General features: G+C 58.2%; 2 protein-coding genes. Both read right to left on the minus strand.

What is annotated here, in order from left to right; genetic code table 11:
- On the minus strand, positions 1-546 hold a 546-nt coding region (locus ACR0FG_RS20870), incomplete at its 3' end, for a 5-deoxy-glucuronate isomerase (RefSeq protein ID WP_480895277.1).
- Positions 547-558: 12 nt separating this feature from the next.
- On the minus strand, positions 559-1020 hold a 462-nt coding region (locus ACR0FG_RS20875), incomplete at its 5' end, for a PfkB family carbohydrate kinase (protein WP_480895279.1).

Here is a 1020-nt window from a genome sequence, read left to right on the forward strand (position 1 = left end):
ATCGTCGCTTTTGCGGTCGGTGTCATGTTTGTGGCTGGGAAAGCCGGACCAGCCGCCCTGACCCACGGTATAAAGTTCAGACACCAGCAAGCGGCCGACCTTGTCGTGATGGTTCGCGCCCAGAATGTGTTTGATTTTTCGATGGGTTTTGGTGTCGTCCGATCCATACTGCACCAGATCCAGCTCGGGTACGCGGACATCAAAGGGTTCAAGCTCACGGTCGAATTTTGCGCCCGCGATGAAGGTTTCGGTTTCATCCGTCATGCAGGTTATTCGAACCTTGGCGCCGACGGGAACGTATACGCCCTCGGGCTCGCCATCCCAGACGTCGATGGTGCGGTTGCCAAGGTTGGTATAGATCGCGCCGTCCACATCGACATCCACGGTACCGGTGGCGGGCACGATGCAGGTCTCATAGCCCGGCACGGCATATTCGAACACCTCGCCCTTTTTCAGTTTGACGATGTTGAAATAGTTTAGCGGCACCAGATCATGGTCGGCATCGACGATAGGTTTGTTCTGGTTGTCATGGGGCGCAATATGCATCTGCGTCTCCTTTCAGGTATCCGTGGAGCCCGGGTGTTGGGCCAGAAATTCGTCAAGTTCGGGCGTCGTCGGCATGGCCCCGGCGCATCCGGGTTTCGACACGACGATCGACGCGCAGGCCGAACCGCGCAGCACCGCATTGCGCAGGTCATGCCCGGCAGCGGTCGAGGCCAGCAGTCCGGCCAGAAAACTGTCGCCTGCGCCGTTGGGCTTCACGGCGGTAACGGGGTAGATACCGGTGCGGACCTCTTGTCCGTCTGCCAGCGTAATGGCCCCCTCATGGCCCATCTTGTAGATCACCATCTTGCCGTTGGCCGCCAATTCGCGGGCCTTGTCTAAACCTTTTTCGATGCCGCCCGCCATAAAGCCGAACTCTTCATCATTGCCTACGATCAGATCGCTTTCATTCCCTGCGCGGGTCAGAACCTCTGAGGCGACTTCGGGTGATGGCCAACTATAGAGGCGGTAATCGAT

The sequence above is a fragment of the Ruegeria sp. E1 genome, assembly GCF_056534225.1.